The sequence below is a fragment of the Bacillus sp. BD48 genome, from assembly GCF_046566805.1.
Taxonomy (GTDB): domain Bacteria; phylum Bacillota; class Bacilli; order Bacillales; family Bacillaceae; genus Bacillus; species Bacillus safensis.
Genome location: NZ_JANGFM010000002.1, coordinates 202,879 through 221,311, shown reverse-complemented (window position 1 = coordinate 221,311; position 18,433 = coordinate 202,879). Strand labels below are relative to the sequence as shown.

Annotated in this window: 20 protein-coding genes; 7 read left to right on the top strand and 13 right to left on the bottom strand. The window is 42.0% G+C overall.

Annotated elements, in window-relative coordinates; translation table 11 throughout:
* Positions 1 to 64: 64 nt before the first annotated feature.
* Positions 65 to 2,023 (bottom strand): BglG family transcription antiterminator, encoded by a 1,959-nt coding sequence (locus ACLGGR_RS06095; RefSeq protein ID WP_410972702.1) that lies wholly within the window; start codon positions 2,021 to 2,023, stop codon positions 65 to 67.
* Positions 2,024 to 2,159: 136 nt separating this feature from the next.
* Here ACLGGR_RS06095 and ACLGGR_RS06090 point away from each other — a divergent pair, with 136 nt between their 5' ends.
* Entirely contained in the window at positions 2,160 to 2,363 is a 204-nt protein-coding gene (locus ACLGGR_RS06090) for a hypothetical protein (protein ID WP_410972701.1), read from the top strand.
* Positions 2,364 to 2,411: 48 nt separating this feature from the next.
* Here ACLGGR_RS06090 and ACLGGR_RS06085 read toward each other — a convergent pair whose 3' ends face one another.
* The 6 genes from ACLGGR_RS06085 to ACLGGR_RS06060 all read right to left on the bottom strand — a co-directional run bounded on the left by ACLGGR_RS06085 (position 2,412) and on the right by ACLGGR_RS06060 (position 8,137).
* Positions 2,412 to 2,837: a YwqH-like family protein gene (locus ACLGGR_RS06085; RefSeq protein ID WP_041087582.1), complete on the bottom strand. Its 426-nt coding sequence runs from the start codon at positions 2,835 to 2,837 to the stop codon at positions 2,412 to 2,414.
* A 288-nt stretch (positions 2,838 to 3,125) separates the two neighbouring features.
* Complete coding sequence (locus ACLGGR_RS06080; protein ID WP_024423905.1) at positions 3,126 to 3,389, bottom strand: YwqI/YxiC family protein; 264 nt, start codon at positions 3,387 to 3,389, stop codon at positions 3,126 to 3,128.
* A 37-nt stretch (positions 3,390 to 3,426) separates the two neighbouring features.
* The gene (locus tag ACLGGR_RS06075) at positions 3,427 to 3,852 is read right to left on the bottom strand and encodes a YwqH-like family protein (RefSeq protein ID WP_041118256.1); all 426 of its coding nucleotides are present in this window, start codon (positions 3,850 to 3,852) and stop codon (positions 3,427 to 3,429) included.
* Positions 3,853 to 4,146: 294 nt separating this feature from the next.
* Positions 4,147 to 5,553, bottom strand: coding sequence for a Na+/H+ antiporter NhaC (gene nhaC, locus ACLGGR_RS06070; protein ID WP_410972700.1), 1,407 nt, complete (start codon positions 5,551 to 5,553; stop codon positions 4,147 to 4,149).
* Between the two features lie 144 nt (positions 5,554 to 5,697).
* Positions 5,698 to 7,119, bottom strand: a complete 1,422-nt coding sequence (gene aspA, locus ACLGGR_RS06065; protein ID WP_034624136.1) for an aspartate ammonia-lyase — start codon at positions 7,117 to 7,119, stop codon at positions 5,698 to 5,700.
* A 28-nt stretch (positions 7,120 to 7,147) separates the two neighbouring features.
* On the bottom strand, positions 7,148 to 8,137 hold the full coding sequence (locus tag ACLGGR_RS06060) for an asparaginase (RefSeq protein WP_142946154.1): 990 nt from the start codon (positions 8,135 to 8,137) through the stop codon (positions 7,148 to 7,150).
* Between the two features lie 205 nt (positions 8,138 to 8,342).
* On the opposite strand from ACLGGR_RS06060, the gene ACLGGR_RS06055 reads away from it, so the two are divergent.
* A complete protein-coding gene (locus tag ACLGGR_RS06055) occupies positions 8,343 to 8,690 on the top strand; it encodes a helix-turn-helix domain-containing protein (protein WP_039182556.1) in 348 nt (115 codons plus the stop codon).
* 63 nt (positions 8,691 to 8,753) lie between these two features.
* Here ACLGGR_RS06055 and ACLGGR_RS06050 read toward each other — a convergent pair whose 3' ends face one another.
* From ACLGGR_RS06050 to ACLGGR_RS06030, 5 genes are all read right to left on the bottom strand, one after another.
* On the bottom strand, positions 8,754 to 9,218 hold the full coding sequence (locus ACLGGR_RS06050; RefSeq protein WP_142946153.1) for a helix-turn-helix domain-containing protein: 465 nt from the start codon (positions 9,216 to 9,218) through the stop codon (positions 8,754 to 8,756).
* A gap of 98 nt (positions 9,219 to 9,316) precedes the next feature.
* Positions 9,317 to 9,844, bottom strand: coding sequence for a YfjD family protein (locus tag ACLGGR_RS06045; protein ID WP_410972699.1), 528 nt, complete (start codon positions 9,842 to 9,844; stop codon positions 9,317 to 9,319).
* Positions 9,845 to 9,865: 21 nt separating this feature from the next.
* Positions 9,866 to 10,624, bottom strand: a complete 759-nt coding sequence (locus ACLGGR_RS06040) for a hypothetical protein (RefSeq protein ID WP_410972698.1) — start codon at positions 10,622 to 10,624, stop codon at positions 9,866 to 9,868.
* Positions 10,625 to 10,636: 12 nt separating this feature from the next.
* Positions 10,637 to 11,833 carry a DUF6861 domain-containing protein gene (locus ACLGGR_RS06035; RefSeq protein WP_142946151.1) on the bottom strand — a complete coding sequence of 399 codons (1,197 nt, stop codon included), beginning with the start codon at positions 11,831 to 11,833 and terminating at the stop codon, positions 10,637 to 10,639.
* A gap of 4 nt (positions 11,834 to 11,837) precedes the next feature.
* Entirely contained in the window at positions 11,838 to 12,161 is a 324-nt protein-coding gene (locus tag ACLGGR_RS06030) for a WXG100 family type VII secretion target (RefSeq protein ID WP_034321782.1), read from the bottom strand.
* A 226-nt stretch (positions 12,162 to 12,387) separates the two neighbouring features.
* Here ACLGGR_RS06030 and pepT point away from each other — a divergent pair, with 226 nt between their 5' ends.
* Both pepT and ACLGGR_RS06020 read left to right on the top strand, forming a co-directional pair.
* A complete protein-coding gene (gene pepT / locus ACLGGR_RS06025) occupies positions 12,388 to 13,620 on the top strand; it encodes a peptidase T (RefSeq protein ID WP_142946149.1) in 1,233 nt (410 codons plus the stop codon).
* Between the two features lie 289 nt (positions 13,621 to 13,909).
* Positions 13,910 to 14,089, top strand: coding sequence for a hypothetical protein (locus ACLGGR_RS06020; protein ID WP_039182574.1), 180 nt, complete (start codon positions 13,910 to 13,912; stop codon positions 14,087 to 14,089).
* Positions 14,090 to 14,172: 83 nt separating this feature from the next.
* Here ACLGGR_RS06020 and ACLGGR_RS06015 read toward each other — a convergent pair whose 3' ends face one another.
* Positions 14,173 to 14,850 carry a DUF3298 and DUF4163 domain-containing protein gene (locus tag ACLGGR_RS06015; protein ID WP_410972697.1) on the bottom strand — a complete coding sequence of 226 codons (678 nt, stop codon included), beginning with the start codon at positions 14,848 to 14,850 and terminating at the stop codon, positions 14,173 to 14,175.
* Between the two features lie 161 nt (positions 14,851 to 15,011).
* Here ACLGGR_RS06015 and ACLGGR_RS06010 point away from each other — a divergent pair, with 161 nt between their 5' ends.
* The 3 genes from ACLGGR_RS06010 to ACLGGR_RS06000 all read left to right on the top strand — a co-directional run bounded on the left by ACLGGR_RS06010 (position 15,012) and on the right by ACLGGR_RS06000 (position 18,390).
* Positions 15,012 to 15,869 (top strand): MurR/RpiR family transcriptional regulator, encoded by an 858-nt coding sequence (locus ACLGGR_RS06010; protein ID WP_185907650.1) that lies wholly within the window; start codon positions 15,012 to 15,014, stop codon positions 15,867 to 15,869.
* A gap of 198 nt (positions 15,870 to 16,067) precedes the next feature.
* A complete protein-coding gene (gene garR, locus ACLGGR_RS06005) occupies positions 16,068 to 16,961 on the top strand; it encodes a 2-hydroxy-3-oxopropionate reductase (RefSeq protein ID WP_410972696.1) in 894 nt (297 codons plus the stop codon).
* Between the two features lie 7 nt (positions 16,962 to 16,968).
* The gene (locus tag ACLGGR_RS06000; RefSeq protein WP_410972695.1) at positions 16,969 to 18,390 is read left to right on the top strand and encodes a four-carbon acid sugar kinase family protein; all 1,422 of its coding nucleotides are present in this window, start codon (positions 16,969 to 16,971) and stop codon (positions 18,388 to 18,390) included.
* The last annotated feature ends 43 nt before the right edge of the window (positions 18,391 to 18,433 follow it).

Sequence of the window (18,433 nt, the reverse complement as noted above, 5' to 3'; positions counted from 1 at the left end):
TCGTGATCATCCTCCTTTTTGATGTTATTTTAAAAGCGCTTTCATTAACATCTAATCTTTTTCCTCACAGATGCGGAAATGATTGCCGCGTTTTTTCATTTGACTGCTCCAATACTTGAAGCGCAGCTGTCAACTCTTCAAATGAAGCGGCTTTGATGAGTTGTTCGACCACTTCCTTCCGTTCTGTCAGCCGCACAAGAAATTGATAAAGCGATTGTAATTCTTTTTGATACGTCTTCTGGATGCTTAACAAGCATACGACTTGTACTCGATCTTCTCCCCACAGCACTGGTTTTTTCAACGTACAGATCGCACAAAACGTGTCATCTGTTGCCGGTTTAATTGGATGAGGAATCGCAACCAAATGACCGAAAGATGTGGGTGACACTTGCTCTCTTTCTAGCAATAATTGTTCAAACTCGTCTGGGATTCGATGCTGCTCCTTTAGCACGTTCACGAAAAATTGAAGAACCTCTTCCCTTGAATGCAGGTCTTGCTGAAAAAATGTCAGCGCCGGACTCACATACCGCAAAACCCCTGTATCCTGTGAATTCTGCACAAATCGTTTCAGCCGCACAATATCATCGTCACTTAGAATCGTATGTACATCAATCACTGGCACCGGCAATGTATTCTGAAGCGGAATGGTACTAATAATAAAATCAATGCTTCTCAAGTCATACGAAGGAAGTTCCCCGACACTTGCAGTTCCAGCGATCTCCAGCCTTCCGCTAAAAGCCGCCGTGAGCTTATGAAGAAGAAGCTGACTGCTGGCGACACCCGTCGCACACACAATAAGACATGTCTTTCTCACATGCTGTGATTTTGTCCGCTCGATTGCAGCCCCAATATGGAGCGCCAAATACCCGATCTCATCCTCAGGGATCTCAACACCCTCTTTTTCCTTCAGCCATCTGCCCATATAGACACCCGCCTCAAACGCAATGGGATAATGCCTTTTAATGTCTGGTAAATAAGGATTTCGGATGTTCATATCGTATTTAAAACGATGAATGGCGGAACGCAAATGAAGACTTAATCCAACGATCAACTCCTTATCAAACTGAATATCAAGTGACATATGCTCCTCTACATAAGCAAGCAATTGGTGAGTGAAACGAAAATGATCTTCGTCCAGCAGATGAAATAACGTATGACCAGCCTCTCCATATGCCATCATCTTTGCCCCCATTAAGTGAATCGCGATGTACGCCATTTCAGATAACGGAAAATCAATCGCTAATACGCGGCGAATATCTTCTGACATTTGTTGAGCTATCTGGAAAACTGGCTGCACTTGAATTTCTTTCAATTCCGCTTCTGGCATCTGAACCAGCTTTTTTTCTTCAATTCGTTTGCATGCGATGGCAATGTGGGTCACTAAATTACTTAAACCGATTTCTGATAGATGAAGTCCGGTGGCTTTTGTACGTGAACGCACGATGTCCTGAATCAATTGATATGTTTCTTCGGGTAACAGTGCAGAGTTCGCGTGTTCCTGCCAAAACACAAGTTCGGCCATGCAATATCTTAATTTCATTTCATCGCCTGTCAGACGCAGACCATATTTAGGCCGGTGAGATATAGAAAGTCCATGCAATGAAAACAAGTGCCTGACAGCTTTCAAATCATTTTTCACTGTAGATTCACTCACAAATAATTCCTCTGCCAATCCATCTAATTTGATATAGTCTTCTGACAGAAGCAGCCTTTTCAATAGATAAGCCACACGGTCCTCAGGCTGATTGGGAATGAACGGTTCCTTTTTCTCATTTCTTTCTCTCAGTGACTTTTTCAAAAATGTACGAAATGCCCCATAATCTTCAACGGTCAATGTATACCCTGCCCCGCGTTTAATATGCAGTGCAGCACCATGTTCTTCTAAGATTATTTTAAGCGCTTTCATATCTGTTCGGATGGTTCGTGATGTGACTCCGATCACACGGGCAATTTCTTCACTTGTCAGTTCCTGCTCCGCTTGCATCAATCGTTTCAGAAGCTCCTCCTGACGTAGAGACAGCATGGGCTCTCCTCCTTGGCATTTACTTTTGCCTATCATCATAAACGAAAATAGAACTCTTTGCCCAGTATTTCTTTCAAATCGGGAACCTAGATATGGCTCATTCGTATGAATATGAAACTAGAGGAGGGGTGCTTTTATGTTTGTTGTCATTATCATATTAGCTTCTTTAGGAGCCATCATTGCCAGCTTGTTCACATCAAAGGATAAACGTGCATCTGCTAAGCGTTCTGCACATCATAGTTCAACGACAAGTACTTATACTGATTCGTATACCCATCACGCTTCTGATGCCTCCTGCGGGAGTGATTCAGGCGATAGCGGCGGTGGCGGATGTGACTAAACAAAAAAACAGCCGCCCTTTTATGAGACGGCTGTTTCATTTATGGTTTTAAAGAGCTTTCCAGCCCCGTTCAATCAAGTGTTTAACATCCTTTGCAAAATCCTCGCCCTTTTCCATCACGTCCTGAGCTCTTCCTGCAAAATTACTGGCAACGGCCAGCTCCATTTTTTTCAACTCAAAGTGCAAGATTTTTTGATCAATCTCTGTTATATATTTTTCATACTCATTGTTGACGATGTCGTGCATCACACTATAAGCATCTTTCCGGTGGCGATGAAAGTCGGTTCCTCTCTCACCTTTCCATGACGAATCTAGAGCAGGCTTTTTGATTTCTTTGATATCTGACTGGGCAAGATCTTGTTCTGTTCGAATATTGCTTTTGGCTGTCTTTAACCGAGAGATCATTTCGTCAAATTCTGCACGTTTGTTCTCAATTCCCATATGCAGATGGTGCAGCATCTCGGATAAACTCATGTCATCCACCTCTATCTGACCTCATACGAAAGCACGGCGTGAGCGCCTTTGGAAACTATCGACTCACTTGATTTTTCCAATCCTGACATTTCTATCGTTCTGCTTTCATTAAGTATAGTATAAGGCGAAAAGCCTCAGCCTTAAATAGGGAAAAGGTGTCCTTTTAATGACGCGTTTGGAAGAAAAACGGAATAATACAAGGTCTTACAACCTGAATTTTATATGAGTCTTTAAGACTATAATTTACATCGTGTTAATGGTACCCATAAATAAAAGCGATTGTGCTGATTATTTTGCAGCAATCGCTTCGTCTTGTTCTTTTAATGTTTTCACGTTAGAGCGTGTATCCTGAACATTTTTAATTAAGGCTTCTTTAAAGCTTGAGACCATTTCGCTCACCTCTGCTTCACGTGCCGTCCACTTGGTCACAAATTCAAGGCTGTTTTCACCCGCTTTATCTGCTGCTTTTTTCATCGCTAAAGCTTCGACTGCTTGGGAGACTTCATCTAGTTTATCCATGACTGTTTGGTAGTTTAACTTAATTTGTCCCATTGTGATATCCTCCAGATTTGTTCAGCATAAAGCTCGCTTACAAGCTGCTCCATGCTTTTGAGATCAAGCGTTTTGCGTCCTCTACTGCGTCTTCTCCTTTTTCAGCAAGACGTGCGGCGTCTCCAGCTAAGGAACTGGCAAAGGATAACGCAGCTTGTTCTGCTTCTAATGTACTGATTTTGAATTCGATACGGCTCACATAGCGTGGGTACTTATCATTCACGATCGTTTGCAGCGCATCATGTGCTTCATTTCGGTCTGTTTTGAAATCCTGGCTTCGCTCACCTTTCCAAGAGGTCCCAAGCTTTGGCTGCTTGATTTGCTTTAAATCCGTTTCTGCCGCATCTTGTTCACGTTCAACCTTGCTTTTCGCCTTTTTGAGTCGAGCGATTTTCTCTTCAATTTCTGCTTTTTTATTTGAAATGCCACCGTTAAGGGCAGACAGCATATCCGATAAGCTCATATGGGTTCCTCCTCCTGTCAAAAAATAAAAACGCTGCTTAGAGTCCCTCTAAACGAGCGTAAGGTGAATAGCACTTTTTCCAATATTGTTATTATAAGGTTCAAAGACTCATGTTTGAATAGGGATTTGTGCCCTTTTTATGGGATAAATATGCTTTCATTCTGCTTCACACTACCCCTTTAGCCCTCTTTTATAGGAGGTCTAAGTTCCTGTTTATCTGCTATATGCCACATATAGTCGCACGGTCCTAGGACAAACAAAGCCGCCCCGTTCAGGAGCGGCTTTTGCAAAGGCTTATGAGGCCGATTCTTCTCTTTCTTTTTGATCTTTCACGTACCAAATGAATTTACCCGTATATCCGTAAATGATCGCAAGACCAATGGCGACAAAGCTCAACCACATAAATGGTAAATACGAGAATGTCGATACGCCAAGAATTCCTGCCATGTAAATACCGTTATCTGACCATGGAACCATACCAGACGTAAGCGTACCACCGACCTCAGAGTTTCTGGATAAAACTCGTCTGTCTAACTTTAATTTATCGTAGCTCTTTTCCATAATTTTTGGTGTAAGGATTAACGATACATACATCGCACAGCCAAAGATATTGGCGAAGAACGCAACAACGAGTGTAGACAGCGTTACATTCCCTGCATTATGTAATTTTTTCTCAAATGTAGCGACGATGACTTTTAATACGCCTAAATATTCTAGTACTCCACCGAAACCAAGTCCCAGGATAATCACCACTAGAGACCCTAACATATTAACGATACCACCGCGGTTTAACAATGTATTTAAGAAGTCTACATCTGAATTGATAGAGAAACCATTATAAGCTGTACCAAGTGCATCGGCTGGATTCATTCCTTGGAATGCCATTGCCCAAACTGCACCAAGGAGCGCACCAATCGCAATAACAGGCATTGAAGGTTTTTTCAAGACAAGTAATAGCACAACAATAAGCGCTGGAATGATCATCCAAATATTAATCGTAAATGTATCTTGCAGTGCTTGTTTCAAAAACTCTACTTTTCCTTGATCAATATTTTTTCCGCCATACATAAACCCGGTAATTGTAAACATAATGGCAGTTATGACAAAGGCCGGTATGGATAAGACCATCATCGCTCTAACATGTGCGAGCACGTCCACTTTTGAAAGTGAGGAAGCAAGCACAGTACTATCAGATAATGGAGATAATTTATCGCCAAAATAGGCTCCAGATAAAACAGCACCAGCTACGATAGGTAATGGAATTCCCAAACCTTCACCAATCGCAATCATGGCAATACCTGCGGTTCCAACTGTACCCCATGATGTTCCTGTAGCAACAGACATAATAGAACAGATAATCAGTGTAGCTAGTAAGAATATATTAGGATGAATAAATTCCAGTCCATAATAAATTAATGTTGGTACCACTCCGCCGGCAATCCATGTTCCAACAAGTGCACCTACAGCAATTAAAATTAAAACAGCCTCTAAACCATTCGATATCCCTTTTGTAATGGCGTTTTGAAGATCTTTGTATGAATGCCCCAATCGAATACCTAAAGCAATAACCATAAACCATGAGATAAACAATGCTAGCTGAATATCTAATTTGAAGTAAAGAGTAAATGATAAAACAATCGCTAAAAACAAGCCAAGTACAGATACGACTTCTAAAATAGATGGTAGACGTGGTGATTTCATTGTGTTTCCTCCCTTTGTGCGTGCGTTAAGCGTTTTCAAAATATTGTGAAAAAATTGCGTCGATTCGAAAGAAAGTGAATTGCCTGTTTTTCTCTTTTTTCACAGGCAATTCCACATATTAATAAAATAAAATTTTTGATATTATTATCGCTCTAGGAGCTCTGCACCCGCAATGCCAGGCTTTGTCATCTCGTATGGATTTAAGATAATATCAAGTTCTTCTTCCGTTAAAACATCGTACTGCAAGCAAAGATCTCTGATCGATTGTCCCGTTAAAATGGCTTCTCTTGCAATTCTAGCGGCTGCTTCATAGCCTAAGTGAGGGTTCACGGCAGTGATCACGCCTGCACTTTTTTCTACATATTCTTTCAAACGTATTTCATTTGCTTCAATGTCCGCTAAGCAGTGATCTGTGAATGAGCGGAATCCGTTATTCATTATACTAATAGACTGAAGCAAGTTAAAGACCAGAACAGGCTCCATCACATTTAACTCAAGCTGGCCTGCTTCAGAGGCAAGACAGATCGTGTGGTCGTTCCCAATGACCTGGAATGCGATTTGGTTAATGAGCTCTGCCATGACTGGATTGACTTTCCCAGGCATAATGGATGATCCAGGCTGGCGGGCTGGCAATGCGATTTCAGCAAGACCTGCGCGCGGACCAGATGCCATTAAGCGAAGGTCATTGGCAATCTTAGACATGTTCATCATACATACTTTTAAAGCGGCAGATACTTCTGTGTAAGCATCTGTATTTTGCGTTGCATCCACGAGATGCTCTGCGCCTACAAGAGGAAGACCAGAAATATCAGCGAGCTTTTTCACCACGATCTCAATATAGCGGGGATCTGCGTTTAAGCCTGTCCCAACTGCTGTTGCACCCATATTGACTTCATATAAATGCTGCTTTGATTGGTTGATCCGCTTAATATCACGGCTCAGCACACGGCTGTAAGCTTCAAATTCCTGTCCCAAACGGATTGGAACAGCATCCTGCAAGTGCGTACGACCCATTTTGATCACATGATCGAATTCTTTCGCTTTCTTTTGAAAGACGTCCTGCATGACTTGCATCGTTTCAAGCAGAATGTCTAACTGCTTGAGCACAGCAATATGGATCGCCGTTGGAAATGAATCATTCGTTGATTGCGACATGTTCACATGTGTGTTTGGGCTTAAATGAATGTATTCACCCTTTTGATGTCCCATGATTTCTAGCGCTCTGTTTCCAATCACTTCATTGGCATTCATATTCATAGACGTTCCTGCGCCGCCTTGAATTGGATCGACAATAAAGTACTCGTGCAGCTTGCCTTCAATGACTTCATCAGACGCTTGAACGATGGCATTTCCAATTCCCTCATATAAACGTCCAACTTCCATATTGGCTTGAGCTGCTGCTTTTTTCACGATGGCAAAGGCTCTAATAAGTTCCTCGTGCATCCGGTATCCTGTAATCGGGAAATTCTCTTTTGCACGAAGGGTTTGAACCCCATAATACACGTCTGCTGGAATTTCTTTTTCACCAAGAAAATCCTTCTCATAGCGATAAGTTGCTTGAACCATCTCTTATGACCTGCTTTCTATAGAATAGTTAAATCACTAAATCTTCTGCGATTGGCGTTTCCATAATCTTTTTGACTTCTCTTGGATCTGTTGTTTTGCCTAGTGCCCACATCAGTTTCGGCACGATAGCTTCTGTATTCATATTTCTTGAACGTGCCACCAATTCTTGATTGATCTTGCGTCCTACCTCATACACACTCATGTCTTCTCCTTCTTCAAGACATTGAGTGGTGATGACAACAGAAATGCCTTCTTCCAGCAGTTCGTTGATCTTTTCTAAAAGGTTTCTTCCTTCGAAAGGAATCCCGCCGCTGCCGTAGCTTTCAATGACGACGCCTTTGTACATGCTTTTGACTGCATCTAAAAACTCAGGCTTTAGGCCTGGGTGCAATTTTAACAGACACACATCTGTGTTTAAAGATGCATCTAATTTAAGCGGTTTCATTGGTGTTCTTTTTACTTTGCTATTGTATTCAATTTGATGGTTTTCAATTGATGCAATATATGGGTAGTTAATACTTTCAAATGCATCGTAGCTTTTCGTTCTTAGTTTGATCGCACGTGTTCCTTGGATGACCCTGCCATCAAACACGACATACACGCCGCCAACACCGTCACATGCAAAGCGAATCGCATCTGTGATGTTTTTCTTCGCATCTGTTTTCTTAAAAGTAATCGGAATTTGTGAACCTGTAATCACGATCGGCTTATCAGGATTTTGCAGCATATAAGACAGCGCTGCTGATGTATAGGCCATTGTATCAGTTCCGTGAGTAACGACAAACCCATCATACTCATCATAATTCTCATAAATGGCTGTTGCGATATCAACCCAGTATTCAGGCTGCATATTTGTACTATCTATACTCATTAGGGACTTTGTGTCCATTGTATATTCTGCATTAATTTCGTTTAAATAGCTCAAAAGATCCTCAGCTTTAACACCTGGAGCTAAACCATTTTCACTCTCTACAGATGCAATTGTCCCACCAGTCGTTAAAAGCAATAATTTCTTCAACAGGTCCACCTCTTTCGTAAAATTACTTCGTTTGTCACACATATTATAAGCTAGCTTGTGCTATTCTATAATATACGCTTTACGCGTACCTTCATTGCCATTATAGTCACATAACGCGAATTAATCAAGAAATTGTTACGCATAACGCGTACATTCTATGCCAAAATATGATATACTGTTGTTGTAAATAAAGGAGCGTTCATGTATGATACTCGATCGTTTAACCACCCTTAGAAAAAAGAAAAAATGGTCTCTCCAGCATACGGCAGATCGCCTAGGTATCGCCAAAAGCACCTATGCCGGTTACGAATCTGGGTACCGACGACCTTCGCTTGAAGCAGTGAAGCTGCTGGCTGATTTGTATGATACGTCCATTGATTTTTTACTTGGTAGAACGGACGAGCCAGAGATACAACGCAAAATCTCTGATATCAAAATTGAACTGACGGAAGCAAAAGAAGGAACCATTCATGTAGACGGCGTTCCCCTAAATGATGAAGAAATCAAACAGCTTGTTGCCTTTATTCGGGCGAAAAACACTCTAAAAGTATAAACACAGAAAAGAGAGGCACCTTATAAACAGGTGCCTCTCTTTCCTTTTCCAATCAGCTTTTGATCAATATGGAGAAGACAGCCGGCTTAATTCCTCTAGCCGCCGCTTCGCTTCTTCTTTATTAAACGAACTATAATAGCGATAATTCTCCTCATCTAAGATGCGGTAATGCTGACTAAGTACATTTTGCTGAAGGCGAAACGTGCCTTTTTTGACAGAAGTCCTCCACCAAACCTTTCCGCCAATCGTACGCTCAACTGATAGATGTAATTCATCATGTGCCACAACTTCCAGAATCTCAAGCGGGTCATCCCCTAGTGTCCCCTTTAGAATGTCACTATCTCTGAATAATGCACATACGGCCGCAGTTTGCGTCCAATTGAGACGCAGCCTGTTTTTTTCAACCTGCTGTAAATGCCGTTTCGATAGACCTAGTACCTCCGCCATGCGATCCTGCGTATAATTCTTTTCTTTTCGAATCCGTGCCATTTGTTCTGTGACGAGGTCGATTACCATCTCTTTATCCATCTCTCATCACCTCTCCGAGTGTTCAGTCTTTACTGACATCATACACGATATTTTTGAAAAAGTGGCACCTCACCCTATCGAATTCTGACAAAAACAGCTTAGTCGGTCTTCTCTTCTCCCTGGCCATGCTGCTGTCTCCAATTTTCTTGGGCTGTCTGATGTAAATATGGATAGATCTCCTGTTTGACGGTCTGCTCAAATACTTCTTCATCTAAAATGCTGTACGCCGGAATTTTGATCAATTTCCCATCTACTTTCCGAATGAGCACATCCATGAAAAGAAATCCTCTTATACTGTAACGATGCCTGCGCATGTCAATTGATTGAATATCTTGAAAAGGGATCGTTCGGTCCCGATGCAGCACAGCGCCATTCTCTCCGCGCTGAATGCGAAAAATCACATTTCCCCTCTTCGTAAAAGCCGGCAAAATCATCAAAAAGGAGATCCAGCCATAGACAATACCTAATAGCCCGCCTAAAAATAAAAACAATGTATAGTTCGATTCAAATGTAAGGGCTTCTGAAAATAACCAAATACCGATGATACCGAAGCCGCCCGTTGCTAAGAATGCCCATACTCTTAAAAAAGGTCTGCTCCTTACTTCTATTACTTCACTTGGATTCAAGCGTCATTCTCCTTTTCTCCATTAGAATATAGAACGTAACCCGTCTCGATGAGCCGTCTCAATGCGAAATTGATTTTCTTTTATTCCTGATATAAGCCACGATTGGTTCTCACCTGGAATCACAAATATCATGGACTCCACATCCGGTGTATTATTTTTGTCATAGACGACCTTCATGAGGGAGTCCATCTTTCCTTTTCTCGTCTGTATATCAGAAACAAATGCCTTCACGAGCTCTTGATTCTCTGCTTTATTCAGGAAGGATGGCCACTCATTTTTCGCTTCACTTGCTTGCTCTAACAGCATTTCAAATTCCTCTGCCTGCAGGCTGATGACAGGTTCAGGGTGATCATTCATCTGTATGTTGAAAAAGGCTGTCACTTGCTCCTCTGCCTGCTGATCGCTGTTCAGCTTGCGAATCTGATGCACTTGTTGATCATAAAGCGTATGATGCGCATATACACCCGCCTGTGTTGTGTGAAAAGAGGTGCTGACTTCTTCGTCTGTGTCTCCAAATTTAGATGCCTTGATCGTGTGAGAGGCATCATTCATCGCCTGAATGAAATGGCGGTATTCTGCTTTATAACGGTATTGTCTGTTTCGAAATTCCAGTACACCTTTTGCAAGTAAAGAGCGGCACGCAATTTCAAATAAAAACCCCAAGCGCTCGTCCTCTACTTCAGGATAATAAGCCTCCTTTAAGGACATACCTTGTTCAAAATAGCCTTCACTGTAAAAACTAAAGATGAGTTCCTCAATACTTAGACTTAGCTGATCCAACTTGATCTCTCCTTATCCAAAAGAAAATGCACCCTTAAAGAAATCGCCTGCACCCTTTATGAGCGAATCTGCGGTTTCTTTTGTTTTTTCTATCCCTTTATGTATCACTTGATTTGCCTGATCAATGGTATCATTGACTGCTTTTACACCTTGACCCGCCAGTTCGAATGCTTTTTTCCCTTTGTCCACGACCGCATGAATCGGGTCCTTTAATTTCACTGCGACCTGTTCAGCAAAACCGGATGTCAGCTTGGCGACTTTTTCTCCAATAAATCCACCTACTGCTGAACCAATGGCTCCGCCAACAACAGTTCCAATCGGACCTGCAAAGCTTCCAAGAGCGCCCCCGACAACAGCACCTGCGACAGAACCGCCAGCGATAAAGACCGTATTATTCACTGCATTTCCAACAGCTTTTGCATTTTCACGCTTAAGGACTTCTGGCTGATCACCGAATTCAGCATAGTTCTCGGCAATTTTTAACCCGCAGCCAACCGTTTCTGTTGCACCAGTGACAACCGTTGCAATAATGGCATTTCCTTTCGCAAATCTTGCACCATTTTTCAGAACAGACTTGATCGCAGCCGTGTCCTTCCAATTGATACTTCCTTTTGTAAAATCACGGACACTGTTTGTGAACGCAACGGTATCGTCAGGATAAAATTTTGTGAATTTCTTATGGACCAAGTCAGCCATCGGCCAGTTCGATCGTTTTAATAATTCTTTTTTACTCAGCCAAATCCTTGCTAATCGGTCAAATCTCGTTCCTTCTACCCGGCTGGTCAGATCAAGCAGCAGCTTTGAATGCTGCGCTGCATATCGGCCATTCTCTTTAATGAAGGTCGTCATCCCAAGCCCGTAATATTTCGCCTGCATCATCACGATACCAGCTAAGCTCGTGAGTGTACCATATTGATCATAGATGCTGTACATTTTCCGCAATATATCATCCGCTTCGACCATTTTATCCGTTGCATGACGAATCGCAATATCATCACTGCTCAATTTACTGATTAATGCTTGTCCTGCTCCCCATGCATCCCCGACACCAGAAAAACAGCTTCTATACCGAGGATCGCAGCCTAAAATCAGCCCGTCCAGTTCACTATGTAAATCGCGGTGCTTCGTTTCAATGGCTGACAGCTCGCCTACAAAATCATTCGCCAGCCCTGTCAGCTGATCTGGATCAACCACAATGTCACGTGCCATCACATCATCTCCCTTCTCGGTTTCTTTCTCTCCGTTCTTCTCGTCTCTTTCGCTCAAGCTCTTCCATTCTGGCAATTTCAGCTTTACGCTCTTCAATTTTGACCGCTGCATCCCGAAGTTCCTGACTTGTTTCAAGCAAATCCTTTTCAAATTGATCATAGCGTGCCGTTGTTTCTTCAAAGCTTTGATCAAATTTATTCCTTGCTTCTCCCTGCCAGCCTGATCCTACTGCCTTCAGCCGATTCTCCAGCAGCTGCTTTGACTGCCGAATCTCATCGGCCGCTTCCTGAAACTTTTGAGCGAGTGCCAACGTTTGACTAGAATCCAACTTTCGCACCCCTTTCTCCCAATTTAACGTACAAATGGATGATTTTATATGTCCTCATTATAAATAAAAAGACACCCAAAAAAATCACCCTAAAGAACCATTCAGCACATTACCTAAGGAAAGTAGGCCTTTTTCCTCTCTAATTGCCAGAGAAAGCCTTTCTTGTTATGAAGCGCATTCAAGACGTGATAAAATGGACGTATTCTACAAAAGGAGTGACGTATAGATGAAAGAGGAAATGATTCAGCGTTTCACAAGTTATGTGAAGGTAGATACGCAGTCGGATGCAGAAAAGGAAAGCTGCCCATCTACTGAAGGACAATTGAACCTAGCGAGACAGCTTGTTGAAGAGATGAAATCCATTGGGATTCAAGAAGTGACTATGGATGAAAACGGCTATGTCATGGGAACAATTCCGTCTAACACAGACAAAGACGTGCCGACCATTGGCTTCCTGGCTCATATTGACACAGCCACTGACTTCACCGGCAAAAATGTAAAGCCGCAGCTTCATGAGAACTATCAAGGCGGCAACATTACCTTAAATGAAGATCTACATATCGTTTTATCTCCACAACAGTTTCCAAATTTAAAAAAGTACCAAGGACATACGCTGATCACAACAGATGGCACAACCCTGCTTGGTGCAGATAACAAAGCAGGTATCGCAGAAATTATGACTGCTATGCATTACCTCATCGAACACCCAGACATCAAGCATGGAAAAATCCGCGTCGCTTTTACGCCAGATGAAGAGATTGGCAGAGGACCGCACAAGTTTGATGTTGATGCCTTTGGTGCTACCTATGCGTACACAATTGACGGAGGGCCGCTTGGCGAGCTGCAATATGAAAGCTTCAACGCAGCGGGCGCGAAAGTATCCATTAAAGGAAACAACGTCCACCCAGGAACAGCAAAGAACAAAATGGTCAGCGCTGCGAAAATCGGAATGCTCTTTCACAACAAACTGCCTTCTGACGAATCTCCAGAATATACAGAAGGCTACGAAGGCTTTTTCCACCTGACGAAATTTGTAGGGGAAGTAGAAGAGGCTGAGCTGCAATATATTATCCGTGATTTTGATAAAGAGAAATTCAACAATCGCAAGGCACTGTTTGAAAAAATAGCAAATGATTTAAAAGCCACCTACGGAGAAAACAGCATCACCCTTAGCATTCAGGATCAGTATTATAATATGAGAGAAAAAATTGAGCCGGTAAAACATATTGTAGACATTGCTCATGAAGCCATGGAAAACCGCTCAGTAACACCTGTCATTGAACCAATCCGCGGCGGCACAGATGGCTCCCAGCTTTCATATAAAGGTCTACCAACGCCAAACATCTTTACTGGCGGGGAAAACTTCCACGGTAAATATGAATTTATTTCCGTTGAAAACATGGTGAAAGCAACCGAAGTTATCGTTGAAATTGCCCGTTTATTTGAAGAAAAAGCATAGACATGTTTACAACCGTTCCTGTTCGGGAACGGTTTTTTAATAAAAGTTTACAATTTTCTGAAACTTTTATGACACTTATTCGTACTAATAGAGACAACCCCAGAAAAAATTCTTCTTGACGAGTGAAATAACTGGAAATATAATAGTTAAAAACGACCAGTATTTTAGACCTAAAATAGCAGATCGAATGAACCTTAAGAACTAAACTGATTCTGCTGCTTATTTTCAGTTATAAACATCACTCACCCTGTCTACACTTAAAGAATAGGATGAATTGGAGGAATGTCATATGATGATTTTATTGATTATCGCTTCACTTTGCTGCTACTTACTATTCTCTTTCAAAAAAGATAACCGCACCCAAAAAAGAAAAAGCGCAGAGCTTTCGGAGTTTGAAATCTTTCGTATGCGCCGCCACTACAACGGAAAACGCCGTCACCCACTAAACGAGGCACCTAAACAAGTATAAATCCAAATAAAAGAGCCTCATGAGGGGCTCTTTTTGTTGAATAAACAGCAAAAAACGACCACATTTTATGGTCGTTTTTCTTTTTATTTATATACCTTCGCAGGAACTTGAATCATAGGAATTCCTACATAGTAAGGTGAAATTTCATATGGCTGGAAGACAACAGCAATTCCCTTTTTCGTGAAGTAATACTGCGTGTTGTAGTTGATTTCAATGTCACTTTTTTTCAGGTTCGCATAGAATTTGCTTTTATGTTTCTTTGTGTAGTTATAAATATAATCTCTTACTTTCGTACGCTTTTTCTTTGTTTTCACAACATCTGTCAAGAACAGCTGCTTTGTTTTTTTCTTTGTTAACACATAGTTCATGCTGGAAACCATCGTATCCCCATGCGCTCCACCGTTATACATGTAATCATAGTTTAAAATACTCAGTTTCTTCCCATTGTTAAATTTCGTTTTATACGTTCTCTCATACGTGACCTTCCCGTAGCCTTCCTTTTTCGCTTCGTCCTTTAAAAACAAGTACGTAGAATAAGAGAAAGCGATATCTTCTTTTAAATCACGATTGATGGTTTTCATATGCGCCTTGCTTAGGTTTTTCACCTGTGCATATTTGAACGTTTTTTTCTTTTTATAATAGTGTGTACTTACTTTTGCTTTTTTTGCTTGTTTGGCATCCGCAGATCCAACTGGCGCAAACAAGGAAACAATCAGTGAGAAAATGAGCAGGCTGATCGTTAGGCCTTTTTTCATTATCATAGTAAAAACCCCCATTTTTGTCTATTACCAAATGAGTATACCATGACAAAAGAACCAAAAGAAGTATTTTTTCCATATTATTCTTTCTTTTTCCACCTCGGGTTTGTTTACCGTTTTCATAAGTTCCTGTATGCTTAATGTAGAATGCTAGATGAAGTGTGGTGTTTATCATAGAAGAGAATATTTTTAGTCACATTCGGACGACGTTTCATAGTTTGTCCCCAACCCAGAAAAAGATTGCCAATTACATTTTACAAAACCCACAGAAAGTTGTGCTTCATTCTATAAGTGCACTCGCTGCTGAATGCAGTACAAGTGAAACGACGATCTTTCGGTTTCTAAGGAAAATTGGCTATGAATCGTATCAAGTGTTTCGTGTCCATGTTGCACAGGATATTGCGACCAATACCCCTCAATCCATATACGGCGAGATTGAGGCAACCGATAGTGTAGCTGACATTAAACATAAGGTCATAGAGTTAACAACAAACTCTATTCAAGATATGAAGCATATTTTAGAGGATCATGCCGTCACGCAATTCATTGAACACATGAAACAGGCACATAAAACCGTCTTTTTTGGAGCAGGTGCGTCCAGCTTTATTGCTGGAGATGCTTATCATAAGTTCCTGCAGCTTGGTTTTGAAGTGAGCCTATGCAGTGATCCGCATATGATGAATATGATTGCAACACACGCCACGGAACACGATTTTATCGTCGCAATCTCCCATTCAGGAGAGAGCAGAGAAATTCTTGACGCCGTACAGTTTGCAAAAGAAAAAGGAGCAAAGGTTGCTTCTATCACCAGCTATCCGAAATCTGAGCTCGCAAAGCAGTCTGACTTTCATCTGCTTAGCTCTTCAAGAGAGACAACCTATCGATCGGACTCCATGATCTCCCGTATCAACCAGCTTGTGATCATTGATGTACTATACGTCGCCGCTGTTTTAGAGCTAGGATCAAATGCCATTGAAAACGTGAAACGATCTCGATTAGCTGTAGCTAAAAATAAAACATAAACGCAAAAGACCGGAGCTGATTCCGGTCTTTTTTTGTGACTTTTATCATATTTGCCGTTGACACGTTCCTATCACGTCATGTACATTAAATGAACAATAGTTTATTTCCTACTATCAAATTTAAAAGATAGTATATATACTAACACAAAGAAAAGAAAGCGCTTTTTGTAAGGGTTTTCTATATAGGAGGCAGACAACGTGACAAAGAAGATTGGATTCATTGGACTAGGTATTATGGGAAAACCTATGGCACTCAATCTATTAAAAGCCGGTCATACTTTGACGGTTTTTGACCTAAATGAGGAAGCGATTCGATCGTTACAAGAAGCCGGAGCAAAAGGTGCTGTTTCAGCAGCTGAGGCAGCTTCTGAAAGCGATATCATCATCACAATGCTTCCTAAAGGAGAGCATGTAGAGGCAGTCGTTTCAGGTGATCATGGCATTTTAACGACAGCCGCACCTGGCACTGTCATCGTAGATATGAGCTCAATTTCTCCTGTAACCTCCAGAGCTTTAGCTGCTCTTGCCAAACAGCATCAGGTGGAATTTATCGATGCACCTGTCAGCGGCGGAGAACCGAAGGCAATAGACGGAACACTAGCCATCATGGCTGGCGGCGAAGAATCCATCTTTGAGCAAGTGAAGGATGTCCTGCTTGCGATGGGCACTGAGGTCGTATTAGTTGGGGCAAATGGAAGCGGGACAACAGCGAAGCTAGCCAATCAAATCATCGTCAACTTAAATATTGCCGCCATGTCTGAGGCGCTCGTTCTAGCCGCTAAATCAGGCATTGCCATTGATAAAATGTATGAAGCGATCCGCGGCGGACTGGCAGGAAGCGCCGTTCTCGATGCAAAGGTCCCTCTCATCTTAGAACGAAATTTTGAACCTGGCGGACGCATCGACATCAACTTGAAGGATTTAACCAATGTCATGGAAACGGCTCATGATATCGGTGTTCCTCTCCCGCTTTCTAGTCAGCTGCTTGAAATCTTCCACGCCCTCAAAGCGGACGGAAAATCCGGGCTTGATCATGGAGGCATCGTTCAATATTACGAAAAAATGGCTCATGTCGAAGTAAAGAAAGGATGAGATGGTCATGAAGCAAAGCACTGACATACTAAATGCCATTCCGAAAGCAGATTCAAAAGCCATTCAATCAGCATACGAACAAGCACTGAGCAACTTTCAGCATAAAGTCATTGTATTAGACGATGATCCAACAGGAATTCAAACCGTACATGGCGTCTCTGTTTTCACCGAATGGTCAGAAGAAAGCATTGAAGCTGGTTTTCTTGAAGACAGCCGCATGTTCTTTATTTTGACCAATTCTCGCAGTATGACTGAGAAAGAAACTGCCGCTGCGCATGAAACAATCGCATCAACCATTGTAAAGGTGGCTGAACGGCTTGATCAGGACTTCATCATTGTCAGCCGAGGAGATTCTACTCTTCGTGGACACTTTCCGCTTGAAACTGAAGTACTCAAAACGACCATTGAACAGCAAAGCTCCCGTCAGTTCGATGGTGAAATCCTTCTTCCTTTTTTCCAAGAAGGCGGACGCTTTACGATCGACAATATTCATTACGTACAGGAAGGACACGAATTAATTCCTGCTGGTGACACAGAGTTTGCAAGAGACCGTACATTCGGCTTTCAAGCCTCTCACCTTGGAGAATGGATTGAAGAAAAGTCAGAAGGAATGTTCACAAAAGAGAACACTACCTACATTTCGTTAGCTGATCTGCGGGCTTTACGCATTGATCAAATCAAACAGCAGCTCATGGGTGTGAAGGATTTCAAGAAGGTGGTTGTAAACGCGGTGGACTATGACGATGTCAAAGTTTTTGTCACCGCTCTCATCGAAGCCATTCAAACAGGACAGCAGCTGATGTTCAGAAGTGCGGCGGCGCTCACAAAAGTACTTGGCGGTATAGGGGATCAAGCCTTATTAACAAGAGATGACTTGATACAAGAAGAAAGCCCGCATGGTGGTCTCATTATGATCGGTTCTCATGTGAAAAAAACAACAGAACAATTAAAAGTGCTGCAACAAAATAAAGAGATGGCTTTTATTGAATTTAATACCCACCTCGTGTTAGAGCCTGAAGCCTTTCACGAAGAAATTGACCGCGTCATTCAGCAAACTGAAGCAATGTTGGCAGCAGATCAATCTGTGGCTGTTTATACAAGAAGAGAACGGCTTGATCTTGGAGATGATCGCCAAGAGGAAGAATTAAAGCTCTCTGTACAGATTAGTGATGCTGTGACAAGTATTGTCCAGCGTCTCACCATTCGTCCTAAGTATCTCATTGCCAAAGGTGGAATTACCTCCAGCGATATTGGGACAAGAGGACTTAGCGTAAAACGTGCGACCGTGGCAGGTCAAATCAAACCAGGTATCCCCGTTTGGCAAACAGGAGAAGAAAGTAAATTTCCTTTCATGTCTTATGTGATTTTCCCGGGAAATGTTGGGTCAAAGGATACGTTAAAAGAAGCTGTAGACATACTTGAAGGATAAGGCATAGGGGGTGTTTTGCGCCCCCTTATGCACCACAAAGGAG

What these genes read in the sequence shown, in the direction of transcription:
- ACLGGR_RS06085 (WP_041087582.1), bottom strand. Translation starts at nt 2,837, where the DNA reads ATGAGTTTATCCGAGATGCTGCACCATCTGCATATGGGAATTGAGAAC.
- ACLGGR_RS06035 (WP_142946151.1), bottom strand. Translation starts at nt 11,833, where the DNA reads ATGGCACGTGACATTGTGGTTGATCCAGATCAGCTGACAGGGCTGGCG.
- aspA (WP_034624136.1), bottom strand. Translation starts at nt 7,119, where the DNA reads ATGGTTCAAGCAACTTATCGCTATGAGAAGGATTTTCTTGGTGAAAAA.
- ACLGGR_RS06090 (WP_410972701.1), top strand. Translation starts at nt 2,160, where the DNA reads ATGTTTGTTGTCATTATCATATTAGCTTCTTTAGGAGCCATCATTGCC.
- ACLGGR_RS06055 (WP_039182556.1), top strand. Translation starts at nt 8,343, where the DNA reads ATGATACTCGATCGTTTAACCACCCTTAGAAAAAAGAAAAAATGGTCT.
- nhaC (WP_410972700.1), bottom strand. Translation starts at nt 5,553, where the DNA reads ATGAAATCACCACGTCTACCATCTATTTTAGAAGTCGTATCTGTACTT.
- ACLGGR_RS06080 (WP_024423905.1), bottom strand. Translation starts at nt 3,389, where the DNA reads ATGGGACAAATTAAGTTAAACTACCAAACAGTCATGGATAAACTAGAT.
- ACLGGR_RS06075 (WP_041118256.1), bottom strand. Translation starts at nt 3,852, where the DNA reads ATGAGCTTATCGGATATGCTGTCTGCCCTTAACGGTGGCATTTCAAAT.
- ACLGGR_RS06000 (WP_410972695.1), top strand. Translation starts at nt 16,969, where the DNA reads ATGAAGCAAAGCACTGACATACTAAATGCCATTCCGAAAGCAGATTCA.
- pepT (WP_142946149.1), top strand. Translation starts at nt 12,388, where the DNA reads ATGAAAGAGGAAATGATTCAGCGTTTCACAAGTTATGTGAAGGTAGAT.
- ACLGGR_RS06015 (WP_410972697.1), bottom strand. Translation starts at nt 14,850, where the DNA reads ATGATAATGAAAAAAGGCCTAACGATCAGCCTGCTCATTTTCTCACTG.
- ACLGGR_RS06050 (WP_142946153.1), bottom strand. Translation starts at nt 9,218, where the DNA reads ATGGATAAAGAGATGGTAATCGACCTCGTCACAGAACAAATGGCACGG.
- ACLGGR_RS06020 (WP_039182574.1), top strand. Translation starts at nt 13,910, where the DNA reads ATGATGATTTTATTGATTATCGCTTCACTTTGCTGCTACTTACTATTC.
- ACLGGR_RS06095 (WP_410972702.1), bottom strand. Translation starts at nt 2,023, where the DNA reads ATGCTGTCTCTACGTCAGGAGGAGCTTCTGAAACGATTGATGCAAGCG.